The sequence below is a fragment of the Haemophilus parainfluenzae genome, assembly GCF_003252755.1.
Classification (GTDB): domain Bacteria; phylum Pseudomonadota; class Gammaproteobacteria; order Enterobacterales; family Pasteurellaceae; genus Haemophilus_D; species Haemophilus_D parainfluenzae_N.
In genome coordinates this window covers 298,572-320,102 of record NZ_QEPT01000002.1, presented here as the reverse complement: position 1 = coordinate 320,102, position 21,531 = coordinate 298,572, and the positions used below count along the sequence as shown (strand labels likewise).

Sequence of the window (21,531 nt, the reverse complement as noted above, 5' to 3'; positions counted from 1 at the left end):
TTATTTTGTCATCCATTTGTCATAGATTTTTTGGTATTCACCATTTGCTTTCACGGTTTCTAAACCTTTATTTAAGCTTTCTAGCAATTCTTTACTTGATTTATTCACCGCGATACCTAAACCATTACCGAAATATTTTTTGTTAGTCACTTTCTCGCCAACAAATTGAATTTCAGGCTCTTTAGAAATCATATCAGACAATACGGCGGTATCACCGAAGATGATATCAATACGACCATTTTTTAAGTCTAAGATCGCATCTTGTAAGCTTGCATAAGATTTTGCATTATATTGCTTGGTTTCTGCGGCAGTATATTGTTGGAATGTTGTTCCGTTTTGAACACCAATTGTTTTTGCTGAAGCTAAATCTGCTTTGCCTTTTAGAGCCACATAACTTGCTGTGCTATCATAATACGCATTAGAAAATGAAACTTGTTTTGCACGCGCTTCAGTAATATCCATCGCAGAAATCGCTGCATCAAAACGTTTTGCTTTCAAGCTTGGAATTAATGCATCAAAAGATTGGCTTTTGAAATGACAAGTCGCTTGGATTTCCTTACAAATTGCATTCGCTACATCCACATCAAAACCGACAATTTCACCTTTTTCATTTGTTGTTTCAAATGGCGGGTAGCTCGGCTCCATCGCAAAAGTAATTTCTTGTGCATTCGCAGCAAAAGCTGAGCCCATTAACATTGCGCTTAAAAGTAATTTTTTCATGTTGTGTTTCCTTATTCTGAGTGTGAAAGATATTGTTTAAATTGTTCGGTTTTTGGATTATCAAAGCAATCTGCACTGCCCATTTCAATAATCTTACCTTGCTCCATATAGACGACCTTAGTCGCCACTTTTTGTGCCACGTTCACTTCGTGGGTCACAATCACCTGAGTAATACCTGTTTGTTGAAGTTCTTTAATGATATCAACAACTTGAGCTGTAATCTCAGGATCCAGTGCTGCCGTTGGTTCATCAAACAACAACACTTGCGGTTTCATCATTAATGCTCGAGCAATGGCTACACGTTGTTGCTGACCGCCAGATAAGTGAAGCGGGAAACGATCGGCATGCTCTTCCAAACGTAAACGTTTTAAAAGTTCTAATGCATCTTTTTTCGCTTCTTCCTCACTAATGCCTAACACTTTTTTCGGCGCTTCAATCAGGTTTTCAATCACCGTTAAATGTGGCCAAAGATTATATTGCTGAAATACCATGCCCACATCTTGACGAAGTTGACGAATAGCTTTTGGATTATTATTCGCCTGAGACAAATCAAAATGATTATTCGCAATATGCAATTCGCCAGAGGTTGGTACTTCTAATAAATTTAATGTACGGATTAACGTACTTTTTCCTGCACCACTTGGTCCAAGTAACACCACGGTGTCGCCTTCTTGTGCATCAAGATTGATATCAAACAATGCCTGTGATGAACCATAAAAGAAATTCAAATTTTTAACACTAATCGCCATACTAAGTTTACTGTTACCCTCTCTCGATTTCTAAGAATGAATAAATATTACTTTTAAATGATTAATTATGCAAGTGTTTTATAAAAAATCCCAAAAATTTTTTTGGGATCTTTAAATCATTGAATTTTAAACCGCACTTATTACGAATTAGGCCTCTTTCGCCATCTCAAATTCAACTAGCATCATTAAAATATGAATCACTTTGATGTGGATTTCTTGAATGCGATCTGCATAACCAAAGTGTGGCACTCGAATTTCAACATCCGCTAAACCTGTCATTTTACCGCCATCTTTACCTGTCATTGCAATCACTTTCATGCCTTTTGCTTTTGCCGCTTCAATCGCATTTAAGATATTTTTAGAATTGCCTGATGTCGATAATCCAAATAAAACATCGCCTTCTTTACCCACTGCTTCAACAAAGCGAGAGAATACATATTCATAACCAAAGTCATTACTTACACAGCTTAAATGACTTACATCTGAAATCGCAATCGCAGGATAACCTGGGCGGTTTTCACGATAACGACCAGTTAGTTCTTCGGCAAAATGCATAGCATCACAGTGAGAACCACCATTACCGCAAGATAATACTTTACCGCCATTTTTAAAGCTTTCTGCTAATAATTTAGCTGCTTTTTCAATAAGTTTGATGTTGTCATCATCTGAAACAAACTTGTTTAATACGTCTTGAGCTTCCATAAGCTCTGCTTTAATTTGATCAAAATACATTTTATTCTCCTTAAAAATTAAAATTCGAAATAGCGTTGGCATTGTATAGCGTTCATTTCAAATAATCTAGCGCTCTTTCTTATCTCTCTATTTTCCAGCCTACTTCTCATTCTTTTGCGATACTAATCACAGATTCAATTAAAAACACTTTAAAAAATGACCGCACTTTTTAAACTCAAACAATTTAAAAGGAGAGATTATGCGAGTAGTTTATTTATTACTTTGTATGTTATTCAGTCAAATAACTTGGGCGAACGATAGTGATTTAATGCTATTAGGTACCTATGAAAACCAAGATATCCAGGGTTGGGTGATGTCTGAAAAATTAGATGGAGTACGAGGTTATTGGGATGGCAAAACGTTATTAAGTCGTCAAGGATTACCCTTGCCTGCTCCAGCATACTTTACGGCTCAATTTCCGCCTTTTGCCATTGATGGTGAACTATTTAGTCAACGTAATCAATTTGAAGAAATTGCCTCTATCACAAAATCCTTTAAAGGAGATAATTGGGCAAAATTAACACTTTATGTTTTCGATGTGCCTAATGCCTCAGGCAACCTTTTTGAACGTCTCAAAACCTTAGAAGATTATTTGAAAGAACACTCTACGCCTTATATCAAGATTATTCCGCAAATTCCAATTCGAGATAAAACACATTTATTCGAGTATTTGCATGAAGTAGAATCGAAAAAAGGTGAAGGGATCGTGTTGCGTAATCCTAATGCGCCTTACGAAAGAAAACGCAGTACACAAATTTTAAAGTTAAAAAGCACTTATGATGAAGAATGTACCGTGATAGCACATCACAAAGGGAAAGGCCAATTTGAGAATATACTCGGCTCGCTTACCTGTGAAAATCATCGTGGAAAATTCAAAATCGGTTCAGGATTTAATCTGAGTGAGCGCGAAAATCCACCACCTATTGGTAGCACGATTACCTACAAATATCGTGGATTAACTAATTCTGGAAAACCTCGTTTTGCCACTTATTGGCGAGAAAAAAAATAAGAGCGGTCAAAAATATCGCTATTTTGACCGCTCTTAGATTTAATAACTCAATTATAGGTGTTGATTAATAAACGCCGCTAATTGATTTTTTGGTAACGCACCGACTTGTGTTGCAACAAGTTGGCCATTTTTGAAAAGTAGTAAAGTTGGGATACTACGTACACCGAATTGACCTGCCACTAATTGGTTGTCATCTACGTTGATTTTAACGATTTTTGCTTTACCTGCGAATTCAGGTGCAATTTCATCTAAAATTGGCGCAATCATTTTGCAAGGGCCACACCAAGGTGCCCAAAAATCCACTAATACAGGGATATCAGATTGCACAACGGTTGTTTCAAAATCTGCATCATTAATATGTAATACTTCGCTCATTTTTGTTTCCTTATTGAATGGCGCTGACGAATCAACACCTAACGTTAATTAATGTTGTGCATAATAACACAAGGTATATTGGATTGCACAGATTAGTCCGATTGATAAAAACTAATTACTTAAGCCGTGCAAATGCCTGTAATAAATCGGCTTTGATGTCTTCTACATCTTCTAAGCCAACAGAAAAACGCAATAATGTGTTTGTAATACCACGAGCAACACGTTCCGCTTCAGGAATATCCATATGGGTTTGGGTCGCAGGATAGGTAATAAAACTTTCTGTACCGCCTAAGCTTTCCGCAAAGGTAATCAATTTGATTGATTTTAAGAACGTATTTACCCAATTTTCATCTTTCAAACGGAAAGATAGCATTCCGCCTTTGTTTGGATATAACACGCTATCAATTTGTGGCTGTTCGCGTAAAAATTCCGCAATCGCCTTCGCATTATCTTGATGGCGTTTCATACGTAATGAAAGGGTTTTCATTCCACGCACAGTTAACCAAGAATCGAATGGCGAAAGTACTGCACCTGCACCATTTTGAATATAGGCGATACGATCACAAAGTTCTTGCCCTTTTGCAATAATCAAGCCAACTAAACTATCATTATGACCTGCAATATATTTCGTGCCACTGTGGATTACAATATCCGCGCCTAAATCTAATGGTCGAGATAGCACAGGAGTTAAGAAAGTATTGTCTACAATCATTAACAAGTTGTGTTTTTTCGCTAATTTTGAAATTTCTGCCACATCACACTCTTCCATTAATGGATTAGATGGCGTTTCAATAAAAATCGCTTTTGTATTCGCTGTAATCGCAGCTTCAATTTCAGCTAAAGAAGCAGTATTCACATAAACGGGTTTTACACTGTTGTTATTTTTATAGGCAAAATCCAATAAACGATAAGTCCCGCCATATACATCACTTGACACAATCCATTCATCTGGGCCTTTGAATAGATTCATTAACACTTGGATTGCTGCCATGCCAGAGGAAAAGGCAAAACCACGATCACCATTTTCTAATTTTGCTACGGTATCTTCCAAAACAGTACGCGTTGGGTTTTTCGTACGCGTATAATCAAACCCGGTACTTTCACCAATCCCATGGTGGCCATAAGCTGTTGAAAGATAAATTGGCGTAGAAACTGCACCTGTGCGCTCATCACTGCGATTTCCCGCTTGGGCTAATAATGTATCGATAGAATATTGTTGTGTCATAATTTACCTCTAAAACATGCAAAAACTTGACCGCACTTTTCTTTATTTAATGGCGAGCAAAGCGCTCCAATTTTGTCATAAAGCCACTCACGATAAAAGTAGAAATTGAAAACTCTGTGAAAATTATATTCTTGTGCTAAATTTTGCTGTAATTTCAACCGAAACGAAGATTTTTTCAACATTTGAATTTTTTTTTCAGATCTTCGATTGACAGAATTTCAAATTCCCGTAAAATGCACCGCACTAACAGCGTATGCGGGAATAGCTCAGTTGGTAGAGCACGACCTTGCCAAGGTCGGGGTCGCGAGTTCGAGCCTCGTTTCCCGCTCCAAACTAACGGCGTGTTAGCAAAGCGGTTATGCACTGGATTGCAAATCCATGTAGCTCGGTTCGACTCCGGGACACGCCTCCATAACCACGCAGTTAGTTAATCACTCGATGCCCGAGTGGTGGAATCGGTAGACACAAGGGATTTAAAATCCCTCGCCTTTCGAGGCGTGCCAGTTCAAGTCTGGCTTCGGGCACCATCCTTGTCAAATACTCAAATTAATCTCCAGTATTTTTCATAGTCTTGCTCTTGACAACGGAGTCTTGATATGGAAAATTCATCTCAAAATTCAGTATTTATCGTTACTGTTATGTCCACTAAAGGTGGCGTGACAAAATCAACTAATATGGCCAATATTAGTGCATTCTGTGCTGATTGTGGTTTACGAACATTAATGATTGACACTGATGTTCAACCAACTTTACCTACTTACTATACCTTCGACTACACTGCTCCACAGGGACTCTTTAAATTTCTCATTCAAAGTAATACAAACCCTGATCAGTCATTTCAAAAACCGAATATCAAAATCTCGATATTATCCGATCTACGATCCTACGGATGCAATTACAACACATTTACGTAATTCCCTGGATGGGATGTTACGCTTCAATGACCTTGTGCGTTCTTTAGAAAACTATGACCTAATTTTGGTTGATACAAGAGGCACAAAGGGAATCACTGTTGATATGTCTGTATTAGCTAGTGATTTAGTCATCTTTCCACTCAAACCTGAATTGCTTTCAGCCCTTGAATTCGTTCGAGGAACAATCCGCCAATGACAGATTGCTCAGCTTCAATATTACAAAATCACTGAAGGTTGATTATTCATCTTTCACCACTAATTAAAGCGCTTGAAATTTATCTACCCATTGTGGAAATAGTGAGGTGCACAGATTGCGAATATTTTCTTTTTCATCTTTGTTATGACGATGGACAGGAAGAGCAAGACTGTCCGCTTCACGGTAAGCAACGCGTGCAGGAATAGCTAAATCAAGCAATTCCATATAAGCGTCGTGACTTTCAGTGAAAAGTTTCCGCAGACTTTCAACAACGGATTTTCAGCCTGGCATTCGCACTTTTTTGCGCGCGAACTAAGGCTTGTTTAGCCGATTCTAGTTGTCTCATGGCTTGTTCTAATTCACTGGTTTCATCGGCATAAGCAGCCGTTGAACACACGAATGAAAAGAGAAAGAGAAAAACAAAGGCTGAGTTACGCATGAATTTCTTGCTCCAAAGGTTAATTTTATTGTGAAGAAATAATGCAAAATTTAGGAAAAGATTGTAATGAGAAATCCTATTGAGAACTGGGATAGTTTATGACGAAGGTCGATAATGTGAGATACCGACCTTAAGATGAGATTAGTGGGAACAATACCTTGTTTTAAACATGAATAAGGGGAGTAAAAAAATTTGCTCACTATTTAATAATTCAAACGATTTTTGACGAAGTGTGTCCCTAAGATTGTCCTGAATCGGGTCAAATAATCTACCGATATCAATTTCTGATAGGACATCGTTATCGTACAGTTCCTTAAGTTTAGTTTGATTGTGAGGATGCCAAACAACGAAGAAATAGCGAAACATAGCGCGGTCTGGTAAATTACAAATTTTGTCACATTCAGGATGATAAATCGTTTTTAATAGCAAATCTGTATCCTGAAATTTTTTAACAATTTCATTTAGAATGATCGCTAAGGGTTCCGCTTCTCTAATTCCTTGTAAAAATGAATGCTCATCTTCCTTTGATAGTGGAACGCTGCGTAATTGCTGTATTACACGTTTTACTTGAGTAAAGACTTTTAGTCCTTTCACTTCTTTTAGAAGCTCTCTCCGATCTTCACGAGGTAATTGTTCAATAAGCAATCGATTTGCCAAGCCATTTATTTTTTGGAACTTGGCGTCTCGGTCAATATATTGACGGTGTAGATCTGAAAATTCAATGCAGAAAAATTTTTGTTCGTGTAAATAAAAATAATCACAACTTTTTAGTCTAGGATTATCTTTTGTTTCGGGACAACAATGATCTCTAATACCTTCCGGCTTACCCTTCTTAGCATCAACCCGATATCCCTGTGCATCTATAGAAATAGGGCATGAATTGATTTCATGCTCTAATTTTTCTCTAAAAGAGTCCCAATCTCTTGTTGTCATTAAGGAAGTCTCGCTTTTAGTAATTCAACATAAGGACGTCCCAAACCTTCTTTTGCTCGACGGATATCAGTGATTAATCCTTCTGAAGGTATCGATGTACCTTCTTGAGTTAAGCGATTTAAGCTAAAGTGCTCTCTTTCTACAAGCTGCTTTTCCTGACTTACAACGTGTTCAAAGCGATATATCATATCAAGACTATGAGTGGCGATAACAACCATTACTCCTTGTTTGCTCAAATCAACCAATACATCCAACATATCATGCTGCCATGCGGTGTGTAGATTTACTTCAGGTTCATCAATAAATAAGTAGCTTCCTTTAGATAGCACATTCTGTTTTATTAATAATCCAATCAAACCTAAATTAGAGATACCAGAGGAAACCATATTTAATGGGATTTCAACATCTATTCGATCCTTATCAACAAAGGAAATTTCACCATTACTAATATTTAACGAACCATGAATACAATTTTCAATCTTATTCAAAATCGCACTAAACTCATTGCTAAGATCGCCCGATATTTTAGCTTCAAGTAATTGGTCTACATCATAAAAGTATTTAGGAACTTGATTCAAAAAACCTTTTCGTCTAAAACTCGCATTTGATAATCTCACGCCTCTTAAGGCATTTTTTAATTTAAAATAAATCGGAGATTCTAAATAAACGACATTATAGAGTTGTTGTAATTCAGCAATACTGTCTCTATGTAAATTAAAATCGATATTTTGATTTTTTAATTGAATCCGTCCAAAATCGGAAAAATCAAAGATATTTTCTTCATTCTGCGAATATAGTGCAGAAAGAGATTGAACTTGAAAGTTTTCTAAAAATTCTTGCTTTAAATCATTTTTAAAACGAGAAATATAAACGCTATCTCCTTCATCAACAAAAAGTTTAATATTTTTAATATCCATTTCTAAAAGACGCATTTCGTCTTCGACAGCCTTAAACTTTGAACCTACTCCGGTATTCAGTTGGTCTTTAATTGCCGCATAAGAGTCTTGAATAGGAATATAAAGTTCATTGATAATACTGGCGATACGTGATGTATCTAATATTGTTATGTCTTCATTAATATCATTAATAAAAAACTGAAGCTTTGATAAAATAGAGCGTAACTCAGTAAAAAGCAAAATATCTTTTTGTGAAATTCTAGGAATTCTATTTTCAATTATGTATGTCCAACGAAACGAATCTTCAACACTACTAATGAGAAAATCAGTACCAAAATCCTTATTCATTGAATGAAAGATGCTGTACAGAGCTTTCGTAATAAAACTTTTACCACTCGAGTTAGGCCCGACAATGACAGTAAAAGGGCGAAGGTGAATATCTGCGGACTTCACCTTGCCAAAGTTTTGAATGTGTAAATCAGTTTTCATCTTTTCTCAACAATAAATATACAAATCTAGTCGAGTTTATTCTATGCTTGTAAAGCCTTGAAGTAAAGATAAGACATCTCTGATCACAAATATTTCTTGAAGCTTGAAGCAGTAAATGAAATGGTCAAACCAAAGAAAATCGCTGATGGAATAAGAATCCAGTTAGGATGAATAGAAAAAGGGATCGACAAATAAAGCCCCCAAGCCAAAAGCATGACCGGAAAGACCACTCTTTTGGCATGATGGTATTTAAACACAGATTCACGCCCCACACCGAAACGACGTAAATCGCGCTGAACCAATCCATCTCCCCCCCCTACAAGGGCAACAAGTAAAAATAAGGGGCTAATGAGCACAATAATCATCAATCGAATAATAAAGGTGATGATGACATAAAGAACCGATTCAATGTAATCACGCAAATAGTGATAAATCCAAGCCCCCCATTCAGAATTATTCTGGTTATCAAGCCAACTTTGAATGCCAGTCTGCACAAAAAGCCAATGATGGGTTTGAATAATGACCCATTCAATAAATTATGCCGGCGCACTGTAAAGCAGGCTTTTTTTGAAATTCAGAGGAGAACCAATCAAATTTATTTTGCATCACCAGTTTGCTATGTAAATAGCCCAGCGGATCCCAATATTGAAAGGCAATGCCCCCCATTCAATTACAATACTGAGTAGCAATGAAAAAATGAGCGTTCCCATGATCTTATAGGGGAAAAACTCTTTTTTCTTTAGCTGGCGTGTTTCATTTTCGACTTCTGCCATTAATTCATCTTTTGTTGTGACTGACGAACTCACTGGACAAGGGCTTCACCAGGATATTGCTGAGTAAAACGTAACTAGAAACTAAAATAACCTTTCGGAAAAACGGTATAAATTGGCTCCCAAAAAAACCAAAGGTCGCCCAAGTATGAAACCCAAATACGCTAAAATGCCTCCAGCACCAAAAACAAAAGAAGGACGTTTAACGAAAGCCCGATAACTCGACATATTTCTTCAATGTCACGTAAGGCGCGTGAATCTGTACATTTATACAAATTGTATTTTGATTGCTCATTGTCTAAACTCCTTAATTGGTAAATATTGGCATATATCCATATTGTGTCATTTGACACAATTATTATCGATCTGTGTTCATTGAATTATAAGTGGATAGTCAAGGCTTACGGATTTGCGAAGAGAAAACTTCTTGATGAACATCTAGGAACGCCTCACAGCACGTTTAGTACTTGGGTTTCTCGTAGTTTTTTCCCTGCGGAATTAGTCATTCGCTGCGTGTCAGAAACGGGCGCAAGATTAGATTATGTGGCCTATGGAAATGAACCGATTTTCGATAATTCAGACTACCTGAAATATTTTCATACAATAAAGCTATAAAGCGGAAAATCTTTCATAATGGAAAATAAACCCTTTCTTTTGCCTTACTTACCGAATTTAGACAGCCGTGAAAGTTATGACAAAGTGTTTCGTATTGATGAAGACAATCACACCTACTTTGCCACTAGCGATTACGGCAATCTAGTGGATGGCGAATACTTCGTCATCGTCGAAAACTCCCATCTTATCCGTTATATCACTGTGCTACCTGCAGGAAAAATCCGTGTGGACGGCGGCAAGTTCAGTTTTGAATGTGAATTGAGTGATATTGATGTGGTGGGGAAGGTGATTCTTAAAATGGAGAAAATGTAATGAAAAAATTAATTTCAACAGTTTTAATTGCAAGCGCATTCTTTATGGTTGCAAATATGGCAGATGCACGTGGCCGCCAACCTTGTTCCGGCAGCAAAGGCGGCGTTTCGCATTGTTCCGGTGGCAAGTTTATTTGTAATGATGGATCGGTTTCTCGTTCTAAACAAATTTGTAGAAGATAGTTTTAATTAAATATTTAAATGGAAAATTCTTATGGCTTACACTTATAAAATGGTTCAAATTCCACCAAATATTGAAGTGAATAAAAAAGAAAAACACAATGCAGCGGCCTACTATTTGCAAAATGTTGTCAATGAATACGCTGAGGATGGCTGGGAGTTTTTACATGTAGATGAAATTGGTGTACAAGAAAAACCAGGCTGTTTAGCTGCGCTATTTGGACAAAAATCATTTCCTGTAAATTATTACGTGATCACATTTAGAAAACCAGTGTAATGGTTTGGCTTAGCATTCAATTCATTTTGTTTTATCAACGAATAGCACCGCGTGAACTTCGTGGTGCTTGTCGTTTTACGCCTAGTTGTTCAAACTATGCCATTTTAGCCTTACAGAAATACGGTTTTTGGAAAGGTTGGAAAATGGCGTTAAATCGTTTAGGACGTTGTAAATATCCTAACGGTGGGGAAGATTTACCGTAATGAGACATCTATTTAACGCATTAAAAGAACATTGGCAAATCTATGTAGGATTACTTTTAGGACTTATTATTGGCTTATTAGTTGGTATCGGTTTTGCTGATTGGAAATCTTTGGTTAAAGGGTTGGATTCTAAAGTTACGGATTGGATTTCGGCTATAAGTACAGTAATAGGTGTTTATGTTGCTTGGCGTGTTGCTCAATCTTGGAAACAACAAAAAGCACCGGATTTAAAGAAAAAACTACTGGATGACCTTATTGATTTTGGAAGAGTATGTTTTATTTATAACGATAATCCTCAAAAATATTTAGATTCTTTACCTGAAAGCAAAGTAGAAATACTTCGTCATGTGTCAATTATTGATATTGGTTTTAAATCATTAAAATTTTTTGATCCTAATTTAAGTGATGTTTTAATCAAAAAAATTGATGATTTTGAGATTGAGCTTCATAAATTATTTATCAAGAAAGAAACTGATAAAAGTAAGCTCACTACTATATTTGGTGACATTATTTCATTGGGTGCAGAATGTGAGAATATTATCCTAGGTAAAGATGGCAGTTCGTAAAGACACAAAAAACGGGAAATGGCTTGCGGAAGTTTATGCAAACGGCAAACGGTCACGTAAGTGGTTTTTAACTAAAGGCGATGCGTTGCGGTTTTACAATCAAGCCAAAGATGGTGCGCAAAGTGCGGTTGATTCAGTGACAGTTTTGGAATCAAACGACTTGCCGACGCTAAGTTTTTACGTGCAAGAATGGTTTGACGTGCACGGTAAAACATTGTCAGACGGTGAATCACGTTTTAGTTCATTACCAATTCAAAGGATAATACTTAGTCTAAAATAAGATAAGCTCATATTATTGAATTTCCCCTCCTCCTCTTTGCTAAACAACGCTCATAAAAAAACGACCGCACTTGCGGTCATTTCTATTTACAGCTTAAAGGATTATTTTAATTTTTCACCTTTAAATTCACCGGTCAAACTTTCTAAGAAAGAGGTGATGTCCTCTACATCTTTTTGAGCAGGCTGTTTCACATTACTTTGGTATTTCAACATTACGCTCACAGCGTCTTTTAACTCTTTTGCTGATGCATCATGGAAATATGGTGCGGTAAGTGCGATGTTACGTAAAGTTGGCACTTTGAAGCGATGCATATCGAATGGATCTTTAGTTTGCGCAAAGCGACCTTCATCTGCATCAGTTAATGGCGTACCACGATCTTTAAAGTAATCGCCGTAAAGTCCCATGTATTCATAAGATTGTCCGCCCATTGCTACGCCAGTATGACAAGTATCGCATTTATGTTGTTTGAATAACTCATAACCGCGAACTTGTTGCTCAGTCAAGGCTGTTTTATCCCCTTTCAAATAACGGTCGAAATCACTATTTGGTGTAATTAATGTTTTTTCATATTCACCAATCGCGTGAGTTAAGGTTTCTTTCGTCACTTGTGGATATTATTTTAAGAATTCTTTTTTAAACTCTTCATCCATTTCAAAACGTGCCACAATGTCATCCCAAGAGTGCGAGCCCATTTCTACTGGATTTGTTGGAGGACCTTTCGCTTGATCCGCTAAATCTGCCGCTCGACCATCCCAGAATTGAACAAAGTTGAATGCAGCATTGAATACAGTTGGTGCGTTAATTGGGCCTTTTTTACCATCAATACCTGTTGAAGTATCAAGTCTATCCACACCACCTTTGTCTAATTGGTGACAAGTATGACATTGAATAGAACCATCGCCTGATAAACGTCCATCAAAGTAAAGATCATGACCTAACGCGACTTTTGCTTCATCAGTCGCAATACTGTCTGGAATCGGTTGAACTAAACGATCGGCATCAACATTTGGTGTTTCTTTTGGTAAAGACATTTTACGTGCTTCACGAATCCAGTTAAGCAACGCTACTTTTTCTTGCTCATCTGGTTTGCTTCCCCAGTGGAGATGTCTGAATTTAGCAATTGGCATTTCGTTATTTTCTAGTACACGTTGTAATTTTGCTAAATCAGCTTGGGATAATTTGCTCGGATCTTTTAAGCCTTCAACTAAACGATCTAGGCGGAAGGCTCTAAGCCCATTCTGAATATCCGATTGCATTTGGTCACCCACAATCGGGAATTTTGAATAAAATGGAAGAGGTGTGTTTTGACTGTGGCAATATTGGCAGCTGTTATCAAACAACGCTTTTGCCACTTTTTCTTGTTCGCCCGTATAGCGATTTTCCATTAAAAGTTGGGTCGCGTTCTCTTTATCAAATTGATGTAGATACCCCACAACCCCCAAATAACCCAATACTGCAATGGCTGCTCCGCCAATAATCAGTTTTTTCATCTAATCCTCCAAATGATCAATAAAATATAAAAAGAAAGAAAAAGCTTAAAAAGCAAGGTGATTATGCCAAAAAATTGGCTTACATTTTATGTGGATTTGATTTGATTTGGCTATGGATGTGATTGATTGCATTACAGGTGTTTTTAACTTATAAATAGAGATCTCCCTAAAATTCAGCAATAAAAAATGCGGTTATTTCTAACCGCACTTTACGTTTTATTATCTCTCGTTTATTTCTTTGGCGCTTGCATAAAGCGGAAGAAATCACTATCTGGTTTCAAGATCATCATATTACCTGAACCTTCAAAGCTACTTTCATAGGCTTTTAAGCTACGAATAAAGCTATAAAACTGTGGTTCTTGAGCAAAAGCTTGAGAATACAATTTCGCTGCTGCCGCATCACCATTACCACGTAATTCTTGTGCAGTTTTATTTGCATTCGCTAAGATCAAGGTGACTTTACGATCCACGTCTGCTTGAATGAAGGCCGCTTTTTCTTTACCTTGAGAACGGTGTTCACGGGCAACGGCATCACGTTCTGCACGCATACGTTGGTAAATCGAAGAAGAAACTTCATCCGGTAAATTGATTTGTTTTACGCGAACATCGACGACTTCAATCCCTAATTCAGAGGTACTATCCTGCCCTGAATTTAACGCTTTTTTCGCCCCCGCCATTAATTCACCACGTGTACCTGAAACGATATCTTTAATCGTACGTGTACCAATTTCTGAACGCAGACGGTCATTCACTTTACGGCTTAATAAGCTTGCAGCTTGGTTATAATCGCCACCACCCGTTGCAGTATAGAAACGACCGAAATCGCTGATTTTCCATTTTACATAGGAATCCACCAACAAGTCTTTTTTCTCGACTGTCACAAAACGAGTAGCTGAACCATCAAGGGTACGAATACGCGCATCAAGCACTTTAATGCTATCAATTAAAGGCAATTTGAAATGCAAACCTGGCTCATACACCACCACTTTATTTTCTGCATCACGTTGCACTTTGTTAAAACTCAACATAATGCCACGCGTGCCCTCAGTTACAACCACGACGCTGGAATATAGCACCGCAGCAATCACCACAATAATCGGAAGTAAAAATTTACGCATTAGTTAAATCTCCCTTGGCGAATGCCTTCATTTGATTGAACCGGTTGAGCCGCTTGTGTTTCTACACGACGTTCCTGTGTTGAAACAGGCACAGAACTGACCGCACTTTCTGAAGTAGTGGTCACTGGCTTAGTCGTCTTTTTACCCATCAATTGCTCTAATGGCAATACGGTTAAATTGTTACCATTATTGCTATCTAGCATCACTTTAGGTGTGTTTGCCATCACTTTTTCCATGGTTTGAATATAAAGACGCTCTTTTAACAAATCAGGTGCCGCTTTAAATTCAGGTAGAAGACGTTGTAAACGTTCCACTTCCCCTTGCGCATCAAGCACAACACGATCTTTATAAGCCGTTGCTTCTTCCACGATACGCTGCGCATCACCACGAGCGATTGGCTCTTTCTCGCGCGCATAAGCCTCTGCTTCACGAATGTAACGTTGTTCGTCTTCCTGTGCTTTAATCGCATCATCGAAAGCATCTTTCACTTCTTCTGGCGGACGCGCGGATTGGAAGTTCACGTCAATCACTTCAAGTCCCATATCATAAGGTTTGATAATATCGTTCAACGCTTTCCAAGTATCTTCACGCACCACAGCACGACCGGTTGTCAGCACATCATTCATAGTCATATGACCAATCACATAACGAAGTGCACTGTCCGTCGCTTGTCCAAGGCTATTATCCGCATTACTCACGCTAAACAGGTATTTTTCAGGATTTTGCACGCGATATTGCACGGTCATTTCCACTTTAACCATGTTTTCATCTTTGGTTAACATCGCACCTTGTGTTTTAAGCTCACGAACTTGTTCCACATTTACTGGAATCACTTTATCAATAAAGGTTGGTTTCCAGTTTAAACCTGGTTGAACAATAGAATGAAACTCACCAAAACGTAACGTCACGCCACGTTCTGCTTCTTTAATGGTGTAAAAACCGCTTGCGCCCCAAATAATCCCTCCGATTATTGCGGCGATCGGTAAAATTTTACCTAAATTAAATGAAGGCACATTAGGCGAAGTATTATTTGAACCGCCTTTTTTATTCCCTCCACCTAATTTTTTCAACAGATTATTGAATACCTCTTCAATATCTGGCGGTGATTGCTCCTGATTCTTATTGTCTCTCGCGCCCCAGCCATTTTCATTTTGCTTATCTGATGAATTATCTGACTGTTTTGGACCGCTACTCTGTCCCGGTTTACCCCAAGGATCTTGATCTGAACCGTTTTGCGACATTACGTTCTCCATTTGTCTAAAATTTTTAGTGAGTTTAACGAAATAAATGGGGTTAGTCTATGAAAATACAAGTGACAATGCAAATTATTACAAAATAAAAAATCCTTGAATATTTTCAAGGATTTTCTTTTATTCATTTACTTGGTAAATCAAGGATTTTTTTATATTTTTTTCGAGTAATTTTTTTCTATCCCAGTGATAAAAGTGCGGTTGGATTTTTGACTGATTTATAAATGCTGCAAAGTAAAAAGGCAATTCATCCGTAAAGATCAACTCACCTTTCGGGCAATAATCTGAAAAGATCTGCAGTTGTTTTGGCAAGTGCATCACACTTGATAACTTCACTATTCCTACGCCTTGTGATTTCAACACGGCTTCACGCAAACACCAACAACGATAAAAAGCCTGCTCTTCGTCAGGTTGTTTAGCAAACCAATCTTGTTCTGCTTGTGGCGCAAAATGAGCCATGAGTGCAGAAAAATTCCGTTTTTTCGAAAATTCAATATCAATACCGACCGCACTTTTTTCTGATTCATTAATATGCAGCAATACGGCGACCCAATCACCAGAGTGACTAATATTAAAATCAATATTCTCGACAGGAAATTGTGGTCTGTCACTTTGTGTACGATAAATTTGTCCTAAAAGTGCGGTTGATGTTCCCGCTGTTTTTAACAACTGCCAAAGCAAAAAATGTGCCAATCGACGACATTGACGTCGTTGCGTTATCCGAGAATTTCCCTGCGGTTCCGTATGCAAATTCTCAGGGATTAGTTCCCTAGGAATTTCATCAAAAGGAAAAGGTTGTTGAATATTGGCGTAGGCAATAAAAGTTGTCATACAAATAATAAATAAACATATCACTTTAATTGCATTATAAAAGGAAATCCGCCACGCACCAATGCCCCAAAAAAATAAAGGGCGTTTATCCCGCCCTTTTGAATGACAAAACAAAAGTGCGGTCAAAATCAACCGCACTTTTTTATTATTTCAACAAATATGCACGTAATTGTGCAAAATCGTCATCCATTTCATCAGAAAGTAATGGCAATTTGTTGTGTTTATCTAACGCTTCTGGCAATGGAAGATCGAACGAAAGAATGCGCTCCACAGACTCTTTAAATTTCGCAGGATGTGCCGTACATAAGAAAATACCGGTTTCATCCGCTTTAAGTTGGTCTTTCAATACTTGATAGGCGATCGCACCGTGTGGTTCACATAAATAACCTTTTGCGTACATCGCTTTTAAGGTTTCTTCTGTTTCGCCATCGCTTAACATACCTGAACCTAAATCACTTAAATTCCAGCCATTGCGTTTAAATAACTCTTCTACACGCGGCCAGTTGTTTGGGCGACTGACATCCATCGCATTAGAAAGCGTGGCTACAGTCGCTTTAGGTGCCCAGTTACCTGATTCTAAATAACGTGGCACAGTATCATTCGCATTGGTTGAAGCAATAAAGCGTTTAATTGGCAAACCTAATGTTTTTGCAATTAAACCAGCGGTTAAGTTACCAAAGTTACCACTTGGTACAGAAACCACGACATTATCACGCTTTTCTTTTGGTAATTGAGCTACGGCTTCAAAGTAATAACAAACTTGCGCCAATAAACGGCTAATATTGATAGAGTTTGCTGAATTTAAACCAATCGCTTGACGTAGCTCTGCATCATCAAACGCTTGTTTAACTAATGCTTGGCACGCATCGAAATCACCATTAATCGCAACAGTGCGAATATTCCCACCTAAAGTACAGAATAACTTTTCTTGTAATGGGCTGATTTTGCCTTTCGGATATAAAATCACGACATTGATATTTTCCAACCCGTAAAATGCATGAGCAACTGCTGCACCGGTATCACCAGATGTCGCTGTTAAAATAGTAATTTTTCCATCACCACGCACTGCAGCAAGCGCTTGCGCCATAAAACGACCACCAAAGTCTTTAAATGCTAAAGTTGGACCGTGGAATAATTCAAGGGCATAAATATTGTCTTCTACTTTTTCTAATGGTGCTGGAAAAGTAAATGCATTTTTCACCATCGCATCCAAAGTGGCTTTCGGCAATTCTTCACCGATTAAGGCGCCAAGAATCTTTTGGCTACGTTCCACCAATGGCAAGGCTAATAACTCATCAATATTAGTTAAAGCGGGGATCGTTTCTGGAAAGAACAAACCTTGATCTTTGCCAAGCCCTTGACGTACTGCCTGCGCAAAATTCACTTGTTCTTCAGGGTGTTTGATATTGTACAAATTCATTGTATATCCGTTAATTATAGAGTTTTAATAAAATGTTATTCCCCTCTTACAAAAGAGGGGATAAAAGTGATTTGTTGTTTAACCTAGCTCTCTCGCGCCATCATTATCGACCTTACAAACGTGCACAAAACCTTCATTGTTTTGTAAATAATGATTTTCTAAATAAGTCGCCAGTTTTGTTGCGGTTTGTAAATCAGGTGCAATGGAAAAAATCGTTGGGCCAGAGCCTGAAATACCCGTCGCTAACGCGCCTAAATCACGAGTAGCTTGTTTCACTTCTGCGAAGTTTGGTAATAAAGCCTCACGATAAGGTTCTGCAATCACATCTTTCATCATCATCGCTGCAAGGTTTTCTTGATGCGTGTGACATGCGTGCACAAAGCCACCTAAATGACGACCATGAGAAATTACATCCTGACGCGTATAGCTTTTCGGTAAAATTGCACGCGCTTCAGCGGTTGAAACCTCAATGCCTGGATAAGCTAAGACCCAATACCAATTATCAAAAAATGGCAGTTTTTGGCAAATGTTACCGAGGGATTGTACCATAAATTGCACACCGCCTAGGTAACAAGGTGCCACATTATCATAATGGATTGAACCTGAAATACGACCTTCCAACTCCCCCATCATTTCTAACAGTTCCATTTTTGAAAATGGTTCATCGTGGAATTTATTTAATGCCACTAATGCAGCCACGATAGAGCACGCACTTGAACCCAATCCCGAACCAATCGGCATATTTTTCTCAAGGGTCAAACGCAATGGTTTAACTCTCACATTGCGTAATTTTAATTGCTCACTAAACAGTACATAGGCCTGATACACGATATTTTTTTGTGGCTCTTTTGGCAATTTACGCACAAAATAGCCCGCACTTTCTAGCTCAAAACCACTTGGAATAGACTCAATCTGTACGACATCACCTAATAATGAACCATCAATCGGTGAAATGGCTGCACCTAATGTGTCAAACCCTACACTAATATTGGCACTCGATGCTGGCGCATAAATTCTTAACATATTATGTCCCTTTTAGTGGTGTAATGTTCTTAAAATATCAGCAAAGATACCGGCTGCTGTCACTGCGTTACCCGCACCATAACCACGTAATAACAACGGAATTGGTTGATAATAACGAGTGTAGAATGCAAGTGCATTTTCACCATCTTTCACCTTATACAATGGATTATTTTGATCCACAGCGATGATTGATACTTTGCAGTGACCATCTTTAATTTGTCCTACGTAACGCAATACTTTGCCTTCTGCTTTCGCAGCTTCAACGCGTGCTTTAAATTCCGCATCTAATTGTGGCAACATTGCCATAAATTCATCAGCAGATTTACCTTCAGAGAAGCCTTTCAGTAATACTCCTTCAACTTCTACATCGGAAAGCTCAAGTTCTAACCCTGCTTCACGCGCTAAAATAAGCAATTTACGTGCCACATCTTGTCCTGATAAATCATCACGAGGATCTGGTTCTGTAAACCCTTTTTCACGTGCAAGTGCGGTCACTTCTGAAAGAGAAAGTCCCTCTTCTAATTTACCAAAAATGAAAGAAAGTGAGCCGGATAAAATGCCTTCAAAATACTCAAGCTCATCACCTGCTGCCAATAAGTTCTGTAAATTTTCAATAACCGGTAAGCCTGCCCCTACGTTGGTTTCATATAAGAATTTATGTTGGCTTGCTTGGGCATTACGACGTAATTCGTGGTAATAGGCTAATTCACGAGTATTCGCTTTTTTGTTTGGGGTTACTACGTGGAAACCTTCTTTTAACGCTCGTGCATAAAGCCCTGCGACCGATTCAGCCGTTGTACAATCAACAAAGACTGGGTTCACTACGTGATGCAACTTAATGAAAGATAACAAAACATCGAAATCAGAAGGTTGGGTTGCATTTTCAAGATCCGCTTTCCAATTATCTAAATTCAACCCGTTTTCATCCAAAAGCATTTTTGTTGAATTCGCTAAGGCACAAACACGGATTTCAATGTCCTTCTTTGCGAGGTATTCTTTTTGGTGTTTAATTTGTTCAATTAGCTCACCACCAACACCACCGACGCCTACTAGAAACATATCAACAACTTTTTTGTTATTAAAAAGCGCTTGGTGAGTGGCTTTCACGGCTTCAATCGCTTTATTTTGCGCCACTACCGCTGAAATTGAACGCTCAGAAGAACCTTGTGCAATTGCCACTAAGCTAATATTCGCTTGAGCCAATGCAGAGAAGAAACGAGCTGCGATACCCTTAGCTTGTTTCATACCATCACCCACAACAGAGATAATGGAAAGATCTTTTGCTACTTCAATAGGCTCTAAGTCATGGGCTTTTAATTCTGTCGCAAATTCTTGTTCTAAAATCGCTTTCGCTGCATCTGCGGATTTCACTGGCACACAGAAACTAATGCTGTATTCAGAAGAAGATTGAGTGATTAAAATAACTGAAATCCCTGCTTTTGACATAGCTGAGAAGACACGAGCAGCCATCCCTACCATACCTTGCATACCAGGCCCTGAAACATTGAACATTGCTACGTTATCAAGGTTAGTGATCCCTTTCACTTGTAACCCTTCAGATTTCACATGACCATCAATTATTGAACCAGGCGCAGATGAATTACCAGTGTTTTTAATCACACAAGGGATTTGTTTTGGTAATAATGGACCAATTGTACGTGGATGGATCACTTTCGCACCAAAATAAGAAAGCTCCATTGCTTCACGATAAGAAAGGCTTGGTAATAAACGAGCATCTGGCACTAAACGAGGGTCACACGTATAAACGCCATCCACATCAGTCCAAATTTCACAAACAGACGCATCTAAACAAGCCGCTAAACAGGCCGCTGAATAGTCAGAACCGTTGCGACCTAATAGTACTAATTCACCTTTATCATTACATGCGGTAAAACCTGCCATTAAAACAACCTTATCTTTACCGATACTTTTCGCATCAACGCGTTTTGTCGATTCATCAATATCAACTGAAGATTCTAAGTAACCGCCTTGTGCTAATAATTGCTTAACCGGATCAACAATGTGAACACTGTATCCACGTGCTTCAAACCACGCTTTCATCATGGCAATCGATAATTTCTCACCACGGCAGTCAATGGTCGCCTTAACTTTATCTTCTACTTTGCCAGCTTGGCGGATTTCTTCTAGTAATCCTTTAATTTGAGCAAATTCTGCATCAATGAGGGCTTTAGTCCCCGCAAGATCAAATTTATTATTTTCAGCGTGTAAACCATTAATGATGTTATAGAAAATTTCAATGGCTTCGTTAAAGTGGGTATCGGTTGGTTGGTTTAATGCGGCTTTTTCAGAGAGGGCGACAAGATGATTAGTAATTTTAGCAGGAGCGGATAACACACCGGCTGCTTGTTCTTCTAAATGAGCTTTTTCGATTAATTGAGCTGCTTGCGAGAAACGCTCTGGGTTGGCTAATGAAGTGCCACCAAATTTTAATACGCGCATGATAATATCCTCAGATGTTGTGATTTTTAAATATTAAAAAACCCGCACTAGACTGAATGC

General features: G+C 38.2%; 23 protein-coding genes, 3 tRNA genes, 3 pseudogenes and 1 other annotated feature (1 of these 30 cut by a window edge). Of the genes and pseudogenes, 11 read left to right on the top strand and 18 right to left on the bottom strand.

All coding sequences use genetic code 11. The features are described from left to right. The 3 genes from DPV95_RS03945 to lpcA form a co-directional block, all read right to left on the bottom strand. Positions 1-720 (bottom strand): arginine ABC transporter substrate-binding protein, encoded by a 720-nt coding sequence (locus tag DPV95_RS03945; protein WP_005696555.1) that lies wholly within the window; start codon positions 718-720, stop codon positions 1-3. An 11-nt stretch (positions 721-731) separates the two neighbouring features. Next, on the bottom strand, positions 732-1,469 hold the full coding sequence (gene artP, locus DPV95_RS03940) for an arginine ABC transporter ATP-binding protein ArtP (protein WP_005696556.1): 738 nt from the start codon (positions 1,467-1,469) through the stop codon (positions 732-734). A 147-nt stretch (positions 1,470-1,616) separates the two neighbouring features. After that, on the bottom strand, positions 1,617-2,201 hold the full coding sequence (gene lpcA, locus DPV95_RS03935) for a D-sedoheptulose 7-phosphate isomerase (protein WP_049367826.1): 585 nt from the start codon (positions 2,199-2,201) through the stop codon (positions 1,617-1,619). 199 nt (positions 2,202-2,400) lie between these two features. Between lpcA and DPV95_RS03930 the strand changes: the two genes are divergently transcribed. Next, positions 2,401-3,210: a DNA ligase gene (locus DPV95_RS03930; RefSeq protein ID WP_049367827.1), complete on the top strand. Its 810-nt coding sequence runs from the start codon at positions 2,401-2,403 to the stop codon at positions 3,208-3,210. 51 nt (positions 3,211-3,261) lie between these two features. On the opposite strand, the gene trxA is transcribed toward DPV95_RS03930, so the two are convergent. Continuing rightward, the gene (gene trxA / locus DPV95_RS03925) at positions 3,262-3,585 is read right to left on the bottom strand and encodes a thioredoxin (RefSeq protein ID WP_005696559.1); all 324 of its coding nucleotides are present in this window, start codon (positions 3,583-3,585) and stop codon (positions 3,262-3,264) included. A gap of 115 nt (positions 3,586-3,700) precedes the next feature. Beyond that, positions 3,701-4,810, bottom strand: coding sequence for a methionine biosynthesis PLP-dependent protein (locus DPV95_RS03920; RefSeq protein WP_111406660.1), 1,110 nt, complete (start codon positions 4,808-4,810; stop codon positions 3,701-3,703). A gap of 255 nt (positions 4,811-5,065) precedes the next feature. On the opposite strand from DPV95_RS03920, the gene DPV95_RS03915 reads away from it, so the two are divergent. The 4 genes from DPV95_RS03915 to DPV95_RS10615 all read left to right on the top strand — a co-directional run bounded on the left by DPV95_RS03915 (position 5,066) and on the right by DPV95_RS10615 (position 5,724). After that, positions 5,066-5,141, top strand: a tRNA-Gly gene (locus DPV95_RS03915). A 7-nt stretch (positions 5,142-5,148) separates the two neighbouring features. Next, positions 5,149-5,222 (top strand) — tRNA-Cys (locus DPV95_RS03910). A 28-nt stretch (positions 5,223-5,250) separates the two neighbouring features. Continuing rightward, positions 5,251-5,337: transfer RNA gene (locus tag DPV95_RS03905), tRNA-Leu, on the top strand. 69 nt (positions 5,338-5,406) lie between these two features. Further along, positions 5,407-5,724, top strand: coding sequence for a nucleotide-binding protein (locus DPV95_RS10615; protein ID WP_049367829.1), 318 nt, complete (start codon positions 5,407-5,409; stop codon positions 5,722-5,724). A 259-nt stretch (positions 5,725-5,983) separates the two neighbouring features. On the opposite strand, the gene DPV95_RS10410 is transcribed toward DPV95_RS10615, so the two are convergent. The 6 genes from DPV95_RS10410 to DPV95_RS10605 all read right to left on the bottom strand — a co-directional run bounded on the left by DPV95_RS10410 (position 5,984) and on the right by DPV95_RS10605 (position 9,450). Then, positions 5,984-6,145, bottom strand: a complete 162-nt coding sequence (locus DPV95_RS10410) for a hypothetical protein (RefSeq protein ID WP_160309368.1) — start codon at positions 6,143-6,145, stop codon at positions 5,984-5,986. Positions 6,146-6,185: 40 nt separating this feature from the next. After that, positions 6,186-6,359 (bottom strand): hypothetical protein, encoded by a 174-nt coding sequence (locus tag DPV95_RS10405; protein ID WP_160309369.1) that lies wholly within the window; start codon positions 6,357-6,359, stop codon positions 6,186-6,188. A 141-nt stretch (positions 6,360-6,500) separates the two neighbouring features. Further along, complete coding sequence (locus tag DPV95_RS03895; protein ID WP_049367830.1) at positions 6,501-7,292, bottom strand: hypothetical protein; 792 nt, start codon at positions 7,290-7,292, stop codon at positions 6,501-6,503. Beyond that, the gene (locus tag DPV95_RS03890; RefSeq protein ID WP_049367831.1) at positions 7,292-8,677 is read right to left on the bottom strand and encodes an AAA family ATPase; all 1,386 of its coding nucleotides are present in this window, start codon (positions 8,675-8,677) and stop codon (positions 7,292-7,294) included. The genes DPV95_RS03895 and DPV95_RS03890 overlap by 1 nt, the downstream gene beginning before the upstream one ends. An 83-nt stretch (positions 8,678-8,760) precedes the next feature. Beyond that, positions 8,761-9,198, bottom strand: coding sequence for a TIGR03747 family integrating conjugative element membrane protein (locus tag DPV95_RS10610; RefSeq protein WP_347792619.1), 438 nt, complete (start codon positions 9,196-9,198; stop codon positions 8,761-8,763). 84 nt (positions 9,199-9,282) lie between these two features. Beyond that, entirely contained in the window at positions 9,283-9,450 is a 168-nt protein-coding gene (locus tag DPV95_RS10605) for a hypothetical protein (protein ID WP_239660983.1), read from the bottom strand. A gap of 351 nt (positions 9,451-9,801) precedes the next feature. On the opposite strand from DPV95_RS10605, the pseudogene DPV95_RS10680 reads away from it, so the two are divergent. The 6 genes and pseudogenes from DPV95_RS10680 to DPV95_RS03850 form a co-directional block, all read left to right on the top strand. Continuing rightward, positions 9,802-10,374 (top strand): annotated as a pseudogene (locus tag DPV95_RS10680) (helix-turn-helix transcriptional regulator). After that, positions 10,374-10,556 carry a YdcA family protein gene (locus tag DPV95_RS03870; RefSeq protein ID WP_049367832.1) on the top strand — a complete coding sequence of 61 codons (183 nt, stop codon included), beginning with the start codon at positions 10,374-10,376 and terminating at the stop codon, positions 10,554-10,556. Before DPV95_RS10680 ends, DPV95_RS03870 begins: the two are co-directional and overlap by 1 nt. Before the next feature lie 31 nt (positions 10,557-10,587). Continuing rightward, on the top strand, positions 10,588-10,830 hold the full coding sequence (locus DPV95_RS03865; protein ID WP_049367833.1) for a DUF4177 domain-containing protein: 243 nt from the start codon (positions 10,588-10,590) through the stop codon (positions 10,828-10,830). Beyond that, positions 10,830-11,033, top strand: a complete 204-nt coding sequence (gene yidD / locus DPV95_RS03860) for a membrane protein insertion efficiency factor YidD (protein ID WP_041174884.1) — start codon at positions 10,830-10,832, stop codon at positions 11,031-11,033. The genes DPV95_RS03865 and yidD overlap by 1 nt, the downstream gene beginning before the upstream one ends. Continuing rightward, positions 11,033-11,599: a hypothetical protein gene (locus DPV95_RS03855; protein WP_053087332.1), complete on the top strand. Its 567-nt coding sequence runs from the start codon at positions 11,033-11,035 to the stop codon at positions 11,597-11,599. Before yidD ends, DPV95_RS03855 begins: the two co-directional genes overlap by 1 nt. Then, a pseudogene (locus tag DPV95_RS03850) lies at positions 11,586-11,846 on the top strand (site-specific integrase); the annotation flags it as partial. The gene DPV95_RS03855 and the pseudogene DPV95_RS03850, both read left to right, overlap by 14 nt. A gap of 134 nt (positions 11,847-11,980) precedes the next feature. On the opposite strand, the pseudogene DPV95_RS03845 reads toward DPV95_RS03850, so the two are convergent. The 7 genes and pseudogenes from DPV95_RS03845 to thrA all read right to left on the bottom strand — a co-directional run bounded on the left by DPV95_RS03845 (position 11,981) and on the right by thrA (position 21,471). Then, positions 11,981-13,369: pseudogene (locus DPV95_RS03845) on the bottom strand (cytochrome-c peroxidase). Positions 13,370-13,599: 230 nt separating this feature from the next. After that, the gene (hflC, locus tag DPV95_RS03840) at positions 13,600-14,487 is read right to left on the bottom strand and encodes a protease modulator HflC (protein WP_111406659.1); all 888 of its coding nucleotides are present in this window, start codon (positions 14,485-14,487) and stop codon (positions 13,600-13,602) included. Next, positions 14,487-15,728 carry an FtsH protease activity modulator HflK gene (gene hflK, locus DPV95_RS03835; protein ID WP_049367836.1) on the bottom strand — a complete coding sequence of 414 codons (1,242 nt, stop codon included), beginning with the start codon at positions 15,726-15,728 and terminating at the stop codon, positions 14,487-14,489. The genes hflC and hflK overlap by 1 nt, the downstream gene beginning before the upstream one ends. Positions 15,729-15,857: 129 nt before the next feature. Continuing rightward, positions 15,858-16,568: a 4'-phosphopantetheinyl transferase family protein gene (locus DPV95_RS03830; protein ID WP_111406733.1), complete on the bottom strand. Its 711-nt coding sequence runs from the start codon at positions 16,566-16,568 to the stop codon at positions 15,858-15,860. Between the two features lie 145 nt (positions 16,569-16,713). Then, complete coding sequence (thrC, locus tag DPV95_RS03825) at positions 16,714-17,988, bottom strand: threonine synthase (RefSeq protein ID WP_111406658.1); 1,275 nt, start codon at positions 17,986-17,988, stop codon at positions 16,714-16,716. Between the two features lie 78 nt (positions 17,989-18,066). Further along, positions 18,067-19,011, bottom strand: coding sequence for a homoserine kinase (gene thrB, locus DPV95_RS03820; protein ID WP_005697139.1), 945 nt, complete (start codon positions 19,009-19,011; stop codon positions 18,067-18,069). Positions 19,012-19,023: 12 nt separating this feature from the next. Beyond that, positions 19,024-21,471, bottom strand: a complete 2,448-nt coding sequence (gene thrA / locus DPV95_RS03815) for a bifunctional aspartate kinase/homoserine dehydrogenase I (RefSeq protein WP_111406657.1) — start codon at positions 21,469-21,471, stop codon at positions 19,024-19,026. 32 nt (positions 21,472-21,503) lie between these two features. Continuing rightward, positions 21,504-21,531, bottom strand: a sequence feature (Thr leader region); it runs 87 nt beyond the window's last position.

What these genes read in the sequence shown, in the direction of transcription:
- DPV95_RS03855 (WP_053087332.1), top strand. Translation starts at nt 11,033, where the DNA reads ATGAGACATCTATTTAACGCATTAAAAGAACATTGGCAAATCTATGTA.
- DPV95_RS03930 (WP_049367827.1), top strand. Translation starts at nt 2,401, where the DNA reads ATGCGAGTAGTTTATTTATTACTTTGTATGTTATTCAGTCAAATAACT.
- DPV95_RS03920 (WP_111406660.1), bottom strand. Translation starts at nt 4,810, where the DNA reads ATGACACAACAATATTCTATCGATACATTATTAGCCCAAGCGGGAAAT.
- DPV95_RS10405 (WP_160309369.1), bottom strand. Translation starts at nt 6,359, where the DNA reads ATGCGTAACTCAGCCTTTGTTTTTCTCTTTCTCTTTTCATTCGTGTGT.
- lpcA (WP_049367826.1), bottom strand. Translation starts at nt 2,201, where the DNA reads ATGTATTTTGATCAAATTAAAGCAGAGCTTATGGAAGCTCAAGACGTA.
- trxA (WP_005696559.1), bottom strand. Translation starts at nt 3,585, where the DNA reads ATGAGCGAAGTATTACATATTAATGATGCAGATTTTGAAACAACCGTT.
- DPV95_RS03945 (WP_005696555.1), bottom strand. Translation starts at nt 720, where the DNA reads ATGAAAAAATTACTTTTAAGCGCAATGTTAATGGGCTCAGCTTTTGCT.
- thrA (WP_111406657.1), bottom strand. Translation starts at nt 21,471, where the DNA reads ATGCGCGTATTAAAATTTGGTGGCACTTCATTAGCCAACCCAGAGCGT.
- DPV95_RS10605 (WP_239660983.1), bottom strand. Translation starts at nt 9,450, where the DNA reads ATGGCAGAAGTCGAAAATGAAACACGCCAGCTAAAGAAAAAAGAGTTT.
- DPV95_RS03870 (WP_049367832.1), top strand. Translation starts at nt 10,374, where the DNA reads ATGAAAAAATTAATTTCAACAGTTTTAATTGCAAGCGCATTCTTTATG.
- hflK (WP_049367836.1), bottom strand. Translation starts at nt 15,728, where the DNA reads ATGTCGCAAAACGGTTCAGATCAAGATCCTTGGGGTAAACCGGGACAG.
- artP (WP_005696556.1), bottom strand. Translation starts at nt 1,469, where the DNA reads ATGGCGATTAGTGTTAAAAATTTGAATTTCTTTTATGGTTCATCACAG.
- hflC (WP_111406659.1), bottom strand. Translation starts at nt 14,487, where the DNA reads ATGCGTAAATTTTTACTTCCGATTATTGTGGTGATTGCTGCGGTGCTA.
- thrC (WP_111406658.1), bottom strand. Translation starts at nt 17,988, where the DNA reads ATGAATTTGTACAATATCAAACACCCTGAAGAACAAGTGAATTTTGCG.
- DPV95_RS03830 (WP_111406733.1), bottom strand. Translation starts at nt 16,568, where the DNA reads ATGACAACTTTTATTGCCTACGCCAATATTCAACAACCTTTTCCTTTT.
- DPV95_RS03890 (WP_049367831.1), bottom strand. Translation starts at nt 8,677, where the DNA reads ATGAAAACTGATTTACACATTCAAAACTTTGGCAAGGTGAAGTCCGCA.
- DPV95_RS03895 (WP_049367830.1), bottom strand. Translation starts at nt 7,292, where the DNA reads ATGACAACAAGAGATTGGGACTCTTTTAGAGAAAAATTAGAGCATGAA.
- DPV95_RS10615 (WP_049367829.1), top strand. Translation starts at nt 5,407, where the DNA reads ATGGAAAATTCATCTCAAAATTCAGTATTTATCGTTACTGTTATGTCC.
- DPV95_RS03865 (WP_049367833.1), top strand. Translation starts at nt 10,588, where the DNA reads ATGGCTTACACTTATAAAATGGTTCAAATTCCACCAAATATTGAAGTG.
- thrB (WP_005697139.1), bottom strand. Translation starts at nt 19,011, where the DNA reads ATGTTAAGAATTTATGCGCCAGCATCGAGTGCCAATATTAGTGTAGGG.
- DPV95_RS10410 (WP_160309368.1), bottom strand. Translation starts at nt 6,145, where the DNA reads ATGGAATTGCTTGATTTAGCTATTCCTGCACGCGTTGCTTACCGTGAA.
- yidD (WP_041174884.1), top strand. Translation starts at nt 10,830, where the DNA reads ATGGTTTGGCTTAGCATTCAATTCATTTTGTTTTATCAACGAATAGCA.